The 8207-nt window shown below is 65.2% G+C and carries 8 protein-coding genes; 5 read left to right on the top strand and 3 right to left on the bottom strand.

What is annotated here, in order from left to right:
• Positions 1 to 133 precede the first annotated feature (133 nt).
• Positions 134 to 1867 (top strand): adenylate/guanylate cyclase domain-containing protein, encoded by a 1734-nt coding sequence (locus WCE35_RS06770; protein WP_424592576.1) that lies wholly within the window; start codon positions 134 to 136, stop codon positions 1865 to 1867.
• Positions 1868 to 1881: 14 nt separating this feature from the next.
• Here the strand turns inward: WCE35_RS06770 and WCE35_RS06765 are convergent, their stop codons facing one another.
• Positions 1882 to 2085, bottom strand: a complete 204-nt coding sequence (locus WCE35_RS06765; RefSeq protein WP_424592575.1) for a hypothetical protein — start codon at positions 2083 to 2085, stop codon at positions 1882 to 1884.
• Positions 2086 to 2214: 129 nt separating this feature from the next.
• Here WCE35_RS06765 and WCE35_RS06760 point away from each other — a divergent pair, with 129 nt between their 5' ends.
• Positions 2215 to 3378 (top strand): IS110 family transposase, encoded by a 1164-nt coding sequence (locus WCE35_RS06760; protein ID WP_424592574.1) that lies wholly within the window; start codon positions 2215 to 2217, stop codon positions 3376 to 3378.
• A 530-nt stretch (positions 3379 to 3908) separates the two neighbouring features.
• Here the strand turns inward: WCE35_RS06760 and ubiA are convergent.
• Both ubiA and WCE35_RS06750 read right to left on the bottom strand, forming a co-directional pair.
• The gene (gene ubiA, locus WCE35_RS06755; protein WP_424592573.1) at positions 3909 to 4844 is read right to left on the bottom strand and encodes a 4-hydroxybenzoate octaprenyltransferase; all 936 of its coding nucleotides are present in this window, start codon (positions 4842 to 4844) and stop codon (positions 3909 to 3911) included.
• A 4-nt stretch (positions 4845 to 4848) separates the two neighbouring features.
• Positions 4849 to 5511, bottom strand: a complete 663-nt coding sequence (locus tag WCE35_RS06750; protein WP_424592577.1) for a hypothetical protein — start codon at positions 5509 to 5511, stop codon at positions 4849 to 4851.
• 203 nt (positions 5512 to 5714) lie between these two features.
• Between WCE35_RS06750 and WCE35_RS06745 the strand changes: the two genes are divergently transcribed.
• From WCE35_RS06745 to hisG, 3 genes are all read left to right on the top strand, one after another.
• The gene (locus WCE35_RS06745; RefSeq protein ID WP_424592572.1) at positions 5715 to 6464 is read left to right on the top strand and encodes a 16S rRNA (uracil(1498)-N(3))-methyltransferase; all 750 of its coding nucleotides are present in this window, start codon (positions 5715 to 5717) and stop codon (positions 6462 to 6464) included.
• 138 nt (positions 6465 to 6602) lie between these two features.
• Positions 6603 to 7769, top strand: coding sequence for an ATP phosphoribosyltransferase regulatory subunit (locus tag WCE35_RS06740; protein ID WP_424592571.1), 1167 nt, complete (start codon positions 6603 to 6605; stop codon positions 7767 to 7769).
• Positions 7766 to 8207 (top strand): ATP phosphoribosyltransferase (gene hisG / locus WCE35_RS06735; protein WP_424592570.1); only part of this gene is annotated, 442 nt, incomplete at its 3' end. The genes WCE35_RS06740 and hisG, both read left to right, overlap by 4 nt.

The following is an 8207-nucleotide window of genomic DNA, read 5'->3' as shown; positions in this document are numbered from 1 at the left end:
GAAAATGACTTGGGCCGCGGCGTCGATTGAGGGGCCGCGGAGTATGGGTCCCGGCGTTCGCCGGGACGACGCAAGAAGATATCCCCTGGCGGAATAAAACATTAATATTGTCGATATCTGATCTGTGGATCACATGGCCCTTCTCTCCCCAAGACAGATCGCGAAACTTTTCCGCGGCATCAGCCTCCGGCAGGTTCGCCTTGCCAGCGGCGTGGTGCTGTTCGCCTATCTGGTCAGCCATTTCCTCAACCACGCGCTCGGCAATATCTCGATGGAGGCGCTGGCCGGCGGCGTCTATTTCCACACCCTGTTCTGGCAATTGCTCCCCGTCACCATCGTATTTTACGCCGCCTGCCTGGTTCATTCCGCGCTCGGGATCTGGGCTTTGTACGAGCGCCGCCAGTTTCGCTGGAAGGCGATCGAGCCGCTGCAGCTGGTGCTGGGCCTGAGCATTCCGGCGCTGATCATCACCCACATCGTCGGCGTGCGGCTCGGCCAGGCGCTGTTCGGACACGACAAGCTTTATCCGCAGGTGTTCTTCGCCTACTGGATCGTATGGCCATTCAAAGCGTGGCTGATGTACGCGGTCCTGACCATCTCCTGGGTTCACGGCTGCATCGGTCTTTGCTTCTGGCTGCGGATGAAGGCGTTCTACAAGTTCGCCGCGCCGTATCTGCTCGCCGCGGCGGTGCTGGTTCCGACACTGGCCATGCTCGGCCTCTATCAGGGCGGACGCAACGTCGTCGACAGCGATAGCGCGGAATGGCGGGCGGAAAATCTCGCGCCGGGCAAGGTCGGTACGCAGGCCGAACAAGCCGTACTGAACGACATCGAGAGTTATTTCCTGATCTTCTATCTCGGCCTGCTCGTCGTGGTCCTGCTGGCCAAGGGGGCGCGCGCCATCAACGAACGCCGCGGCGGCATGATCAGTCTTTCCTATGGCAACGGCCGGACCGTTCGGGTGCCGAAGGGACTGAGCGTGCTGGAGGCGAGCCTGCGCAACAACGTCCCGCATGCCAGCGTGTGCGGCGGCCGCGCCCGCTGCTCGACCTGCCGCATCCGCATCATCGGCGACTGCGGCGGACTGCCCGAGCCGTCGCCGCGCGAGGCTTTCGTGCTGAGCCGGGTCGGGGCGGACGATCCGTCGATCCGTCTCGCCTGCCAGTTGCGGCCGGCGGCCGATCTGTCGTTCTTTCAGTTGTTCCTGCCGCACGCGGTCTCGGCCGGCGCGCCGGCGTCGAACCCGGCGCGGATCGGCCAGGAGCGCTACCTCGTCAGCCTGTTCGTGGACATGCGCGGCTCGACGCGGCTCGCGGAAAAGCGGCTGCCGTTCGACACCGTCTTCATCGTCAACCGCTTTCTCGGCGCGGTGTCGCAGGCGGTGATCGAAGCGGGCGGCCAGCCCAACCAGTTCGTCGGTGACGGCATGCTGGCGCTGTTCGGTCTCGCCAGCGGCCGCCGGGACGCCTGCCGCCAGGCGCTGAAGGCGGCGGCGTTGATCGCCGCCAATGTCGACGAATTGAATGCGTTTCTCAGCCATGATCTGCGCGAACCTGTTCGTTTCGGCATCGGCATTCACGGCGGCGAAGTGATCGTCGGCGACATCGGCTACCGCGACCACATGGTGTTCACCGCGCTCGGCGACGCCGTCAATGTCGCGGCGCGGCTGCAGGATATGACCAAGAGCCTCGCCTGCGAAACGGTCGTCTCCGATGAGGTCCGCGCCACCGCGGGCCTCGCAGCCGACGCGCTGCCGCAGCGGGAGGTCGCGATCCGCGGCCGCAACGAGCCGATGGTCGTGCGCACGGTTGCGGATGCGCGATCATTGTCGGCGCTGGTCGGCGACGCGCGGGTCGAGGCGGCGTGAGGTGCAGGGGGCCGTCATTGCGAGCCACCGGGTCGCGCAAATGCGCGTGCTATCAAAACCGTCATTGCGAGTTCTGTACCGACCTGACGGCCGACCTGGTGGATGAAACAACGAACCGCGGGGTGGATTTCACGTTTTTCCGGAACCAATAAAATCAGTAACTTAGCTTCCAGTTTCTTCTTGGCATCGAACGGCGGCCTCGGATCGTATTCGATCAATAGCTGGGTCCGCCTCAAAATATGGAAAACAACCCCATGCAAAGGAGCAGCCGTAGATCCTATGGGGGTGACGGGTGGTCAGGGGGTAAGATTGGTTTTCCACCACCCTTCCAACCCCGGAGGATCAAGATGTCGAAGCTCGATCGCACTGACGCACCCGCCACCGCGGGCGAGTATGCCACGGCGCATTTGATTTTTGAACTGAGCAAGGCGAAGTGGAAGCTCGGTGTGCTGCTGCCAGGTTCGACGAAGCTGAGCCGCTACACGATTGACGGAGGTGACTTGGCGGCGCTGACGAAGCGGTTGTCGGAATTGCGCGCCAAGGCTGGACAGGGCGGCAAGCCGGTTCGGATCCTGTCGTGCTACGAGGCGGGCTTTGACGGACACTGGCTGCACCGCTGGCTGACGCAGCAAGGCGTCATCAATCACGAGATTGATCCATCGAGCATCGAGGTGAACCGTCGGGCGCGGCGGGCCAAGACCGACCGGATCGACCTGGAGAAGTTGGCGCGGGCGTTCCTGGCCTATCTGCGCGACGAGCCGCAGACCTGCAGCGTGCTGCACGTGCCTTCGGTGGACGACGAGGATCGCAAGCGGCTGACGCGCGAGCGCGAACGCCTGGTGAAGGAACGCACGGCACACACCAACCGCATCGGCGGTCTGCTGCACGCGCAGGGTATTCGCGATGCGATGGTACGCAAGCCGGGCTTCATCGCCGAGCTGGCGAAGATGCGTACGGGTGACGGCCGGCTGCTGCCACCCCGGCTCAAGGAAGAGATCGTGCGCGAGTACGAGCGACTGAGCCTGGTCGTCCAGCAGATCAGGGCGATCGAGGTGGAGAGTGCCGAGTTGCGCGCCGCCGCCGCCGCCATCGGATCGGTCGAAGCCAAGATCGGGCAGCTCATGGACCTCAAGGGCATCGGCCCATCTGGCGGACCGGTCCTGGTCAACGAGGTGTTCTACCGCAAGTTCGACAATCGCCGCCAGGTCGGCAGTTATTTCGGGCTCACCGGCATGCCCTACGACAGCGGCGAGAGCCGCCGCGAGCAGGGCATCAGCAAAGCCGGCAACCGGCGTGCCCGCACGTTGGCGATCGAACTCGCCTGGCTGTGGATCAAGCATCAGCCCGGTAGCGAGCTGGCGCGCTGGTACCAGCAGCGGGTGGGCGCCATCAAGGGCCGCGTCAAGCGCATCACCATCGTGGCGGTGGCGCGCAAGCTGATGGTGGCGCTGTGGCGCTACCTCGAGACGGGCGTGGTGCCGGCCGGCGCCGTGCTGTACCGAAGCCTCTGAACAGGCCGCAAGCCATGGCGACCGTCGCGACCCAGGACAGACGCGTGACCGTACCCACCCTAGGGTTGATTACCGCCTTCGTAGATGGGTCCCGTCTTTTTTGGGCCTCGCTTTCACCCGTGCATGAAAGATCAGGGTACCGGGTCTGGCACCCGGACCGGATACAAGGTGATGCGGTGATTTCCGCATTCGTCAATCACGGCCCAGTCCAGGTTTGCGCCTCGCCGCCGCTCGTCTTGCGACCATTCGTCCTGACCCTCCAGTCTCGCGCCGTGCTCGCCGCCGTCAAGGCGTGGCCTGGCGAAGCCATCGCTTGCCGCTCGCACCCCGCGACGGCCAACCTTGACGGCGGCTGTGCGCGGCGCGAGACGCTCCACGCAAGGTCGGGACGAAGAAACGGCTCTCGGTCGAACAAAGAAACTACCCATGCCAAATCGGTGACAACGGAGTTCGCCGCTATGCCTTAGGTAAAATCCCTCTTGACAACTCGGTCCCCATACAAGGGTGGGCAAAGCGAAAGCTTGCCCACCCTACACGCCCGCCCGCATCACCGCGTCCGACAGCAATCCCGCAAACAGCAACAGCCCGGCGTCGCGGTTGGACTTGAAGATGCGCAGGCACCGCGCAGGATCTTTGATGTCCAGCCGCGTAATCTGCCAAGCCAGATGGAGCGCGAACGCGGCAAGACCGATCCACGCCGGCCAGCGCACGCCGGCCAGCACAAGCGCCACGCCGATCAAAACCACGGCGAGCGAATAAAGCACCACCAGCGCCTGATGCGTGCGGGCGCCGAACAGGCGCGCGGTCGATTTGATGCCGATCAGCGCGTCGTCCTCGGCGTCCTGATGCGCATAGATGGTGTCATAGCCGATCACCCAGGCGATCGAGCCGGCATAGAGCGCCAGCGCCGCGGCATCGATCCTCCCGAGGACCACCGCAAACCCCATCAGCGCGCCCCAGGAGAAGGCGAGGCCCAGCACGATCTGAGGCCACCAGGTGATGCGCTTCATGAAGGGATAGATTGCGACGATCAGCAGCGAGGCTAACCCGGTCGCCACGGCAAAGCGATTGAACTGCAACAGCACCGCCAATCCGACCAGCGCCTGTGCAACCAGGAAGACAAAAGCCTGCTTTACGCTGACCTGTCCCGCCGGTATCGGCCGCGACCGCGTCCGCTCGACCCTGGCGTCGAGATCGCGATCGGTGATGTCGTTCCAGGTGCAGCCGGCGCCGCGCATGACGAAGGCGCCGATGAAGAACAGCACGATCACGGACGGCAATTGGCTGACGTCGTGCGCGACGGCGGCCGCCAGCGCCGCCGACCACCAGCACGGCATCAGCAGCAGCCATGATCCGATCGGCCGGTCGAGCCGGGAGAGCCTCAGGTAAGGCCGCGACCATGACGGCGCGCGGGTGTCGACCCAGTTGCCGGTGGCATCGGCAACGCGGGCGGAAGCGTCGCTCATCGGGTCATCGCGCGAGAACGTTGCCGTTCAGGGTATCGAAGGTGCTGCCGCCCTTTTTGGTCGGCGTCGCTTCCGGAATTGACGCCGAGCCCAGCACTTCGCTCAGGCTGGGGCCGGCCGGTCCCCGCGTCTGCGCCTGCTGCGCCACCGCGCAGACCTTCTTCTGCATGGCCTCGGTGTTCTTGTGGCCGGCCTTGAGCTGGTCGGCGATCTGCGCCGGAATTCCGCATTTGGCGGCATTGGTTTCGATATATTTGATCATCTTGATTTCGGCCTGACCGAAATTCCCGATCAGCTTGCAGGCTTCGTCCGGCGGCGCGTGCCGGTCGCTGGCAGCCTTGATCAGCTTGCCGCGCTTCTCCGCCTCTTCGCGCAAGGGGACGAATCCATTCATGCAGGGATCCGACGCCCCGCCGGTCGGAGGCGCCGGCCCACGCTCGAACGCCGAGCCGGTGACCGGAGCCGCTCCGTTGCCCGGAAACGCCGACGGACCTCCGCGGGGGGTAGCCGATGGAGCCGCCGCGTTCACCGGCGGAAATGGCGAAGCACCGCCCGCAGGCGCTGCGGCCTGACCGGGCAGCGGCGCCGGAAACGCGCCCTGCGCGAAGGCATGGCCGGCGTGAAGCGCGGCGGCAATGGTCAACGGCACGATCAGGCGACGGATGATCAAGGGTAGTTCTCCGGCAAGTCCAGCGGGCCCCAATTTCTTCCGATCGAAGCACAATTCCGACGGGGTTTTTACGATTCTTGCCCGCCCTTAACAACCCGTGGAATTGGGCAACAGCGCGGCGTAGGGCCGCGCCGATCGAGGATAATTGGCCCCGATTGCAGTCCTTTCGGCTAAAAGGCGGCACGGACTGGACATCACAAATGCCTGAACTGGATTTTCGAGCCCCCCGCCTGTTCATCGATGCCCCCTTGCGTGTGGGTCAGACGGTCGCGCTGGAGCGGAACCAGAGCAATTATCTCGGCAATGTGCTGCGGTTGTCGGCTGGCGACACCCTCCTGGTGTTCAATGGGCGCGACGGCGAGTGGCAGGCATCGATTGCGGGCCGCAAACGGCCCGACAGTCTCGCGATCGTGACCCGGACCCGGCCACAGGACCGCCTGCCCGACATCGCTTACGTGTTTGCGCCGCTAAAGCACGCCCGGCTCGACTACATGGTGCAAAAGGCGGTCGAGATGGGCGCCTCCAGGCTGCAGCCGGTTTTGACCCGCTTTACCCAGGTCTCGCGGGTCAATCGCGAACGGATGCGCGCCAACGTCGTCGAAGCCGCCGAGCAATGCGGGATCATCAGCCTTGCCGAGGTCACCGAGCCCGTTCCATTCGATCGCTTCGTGAGCCAGCGCGAGGCCAGGCGCCTCCTGGTCTTCTGCGACGAGGCCGCCGGTGTCGCGGACCCCTTGCAGGCGCTGCGCGGATTAACCACGTCGAACGGGGTTGAGGTCCTGATCGGTCCCGAAGGCGGATTCGCCGAGGAAGAGCGCGCGCTGCTGTTGCGGCAGCCAAATATCCTCCGGCTGTCGCTGGGGCCTCGGATCTTGCGGGCGGATACGGCCGCGGTTGCGGCCCTGGCGCTGGTCCAGGCCGCGCTCGGCGACTGGGCCAGGCCGGGATAGGCAATTCCCTGATAAGCCGTTAAGGCACCTGTCATTAAGCCCCTTGGCCAATCCCTGTCGAAACCCCGCTTTGGCCATGCTAAGGGCTGCGCCAGCTGCTCTGGAACCGGCTTTTCTTGAGGATATCTGGACGTCGAGATGACCGCGACCGCCGCCACAAATCGTGCTGCCGGATCCGCCGCCTGGGCGGAGGCGCTGCTGTTGTCGTTTGCGCAGGCCGGCTATGTCCAGGCCGAGCCTGATATCCTGCAGCCGGCCGAGCCGTTCCTCGATCTCTCCGGCGAGGACATCCGCAGGAGCCTTTATCTGACGACCGACGCGAGCGGCGGGGAGCTTTGTCTTCGCCCCGATCTGACCATTCCGGTAGCCCGCGACTATCTCGCCTCCGGCCGCGCCGGCGAGCCCCTGGGCTTCAGCTATCTCGGCCCGGTGTTCCGTTATCGCCACGGCCGGCCGAGCGAATTCCTGCAGGCCGGGATCGAATCCTTCGGCCGGCAGGATCGCGCCGCGGCGGATGCCGAAATGCTGGCGCTGGCGCTCGAGGCGACCGCCGCATTCGGATTGAAGGACGTCGAAATTCGCACCGGCGACGTCGCCTTGTTCAACGCGCTGATCAATGCGCTCGATCTCTACCCGGTCTGGCGGCGGCGGCTGATCAAGGATTTCAACCGCAAGATCAGCCTTGCGGAGGATATCGAGCGGCTGACGCTGGCAACCGCTCCGGGCCGCAGCGAATATGCGGGCGTGCTCGCCGCATTGGCCGGCTCCGACCGCAAGGCGGCGCTGGCGCTGGTGACCGACCTGATGTCGATCGCCGGCACCACCAATGTCGGCGGCCGCACGGTGTCGGAGATCGCCGACCGCTTCCTCGAACAATCGACGCTGAAGGGCGGCGCGCTGCCGCGCGACGCGCTCGGCATCATCAAGCGCTTCCTCGCGATCGCGGGCGACCCCGACGATTCGATCGCGCAACTGCGCGCGCTGGCCGAGGACGCCAGGCTCGACATTTCAGCGGCGATCGATCAGCTCGAAAGCCGCGTCGGCTTCATGGCCGCGCGCGGCATCGATACGCGCCTGACGCGCTTTTCAACCTCGTTCGGGCGCGGCCTCGACTATTACACCGGCTTCGAATTCGAACTGCACGCCCGGGGCAACGGCAACGAGCCGCTGGTGGCCGGCGGGCGCTATGACGGGCTGATGACCCAGCTCGGCGCGGCGACGCCGATCCCCGCCGTCGGATTCTCGATCTGGGTCGAGGCCCTGACAGAACTGGGCAAGCCCGCCGCGGGCGGGAGCGCGACATGACCGCGCCGTTCGTGCTCGCCGTTCCCTCCAAGGGCCGTTTGCAGGAAAACGCCGAAGCGTTCTTCACCCATGCCGGGCTTTCGCTGGCGAAGCCGGGCGGCGCGCGTGATTATCGCGGCACCATCGCCGGGCTCGACAATGTCGAAATCGCCTATCTTTCGGCGAGCGAGATTGCCTCGCAGCTTTCCCGCGGCGCGGTGCATCTCGGCGTCACCGGCGAAGACCTGGTGCGCGAAAGCATCGCGGACGCCGACCAGCGCGTGCTCCTGATCGACAATCTCGGCTTCGGCAGCGCCAATGTCGTGGTCGCGGTGCCGCAGGCCTGGATCGACGTCCGCACCATGGCCGATCTCGACGACGTCACCTCCGGCTTCCGCGAACAGCACAACCGGCGGATGCGGGTCGCGACCAAATACATCAATCTGACCCGTGCCTTCT

This window comes from Bradyrhizobium sp. (assembly GCF_049691595.1).
Lineage (GTDB): Bacteria > Pseudomonadota > Alphaproteobacteria > Rhizobiales > Xanthobacteraceae > Bradyrhizobium.
This window is presented reverse-complemented; position numbering and strand designations above follow the sequence as displayed.